1 pseudogene is annotated in these 250 nt (G+C 37.6%); it reads left to right on the top strand.

The window, feature by feature from the left end:
• Nucleotides 1-250, top strand: a pseudogene (locus HMPREF2937_RS13720) (hypothetical protein); the annotation flags it as partial.

The following is a 250-nucleotide window of genomic DNA, read 5'->3' as shown; positions in this document are numbered from 1 at the left end:
CAGAAGATAAATCAGACGATGAGACTGAAGAGTCCGAAGACGAAGCTGAAGATTCTAAAGAAGACACTTCAAAAGAGGAGGAAGCATCAGAAGAAACAGAAGTAGATGAGAAATCATCAAAAACATTAGCTGAAAAAACTTCTGAAAAACCAGAATCAGAAGAAGAGTCTGAACCAGAATCAGATAATGCATCAGAAGCAGATGAATCTGATCAATCAGAAGATAAATCAGACGATGAGACTGAAGAGTC

Source organism: Staphylococcus sp. HMSC061G12, assembly GCF_001838465.1.
Classification (GTDB): domain Bacteria; phylum Bacillota; class Bacilli; order Staphylococcales; family Staphylococcaceae; genus Staphylococcus; species Staphylococcus simulans.
Note: the sequence above shows the minus strand (reverse complement) of the source record. Positions and strands in the feature narration are given on the sequence as shown.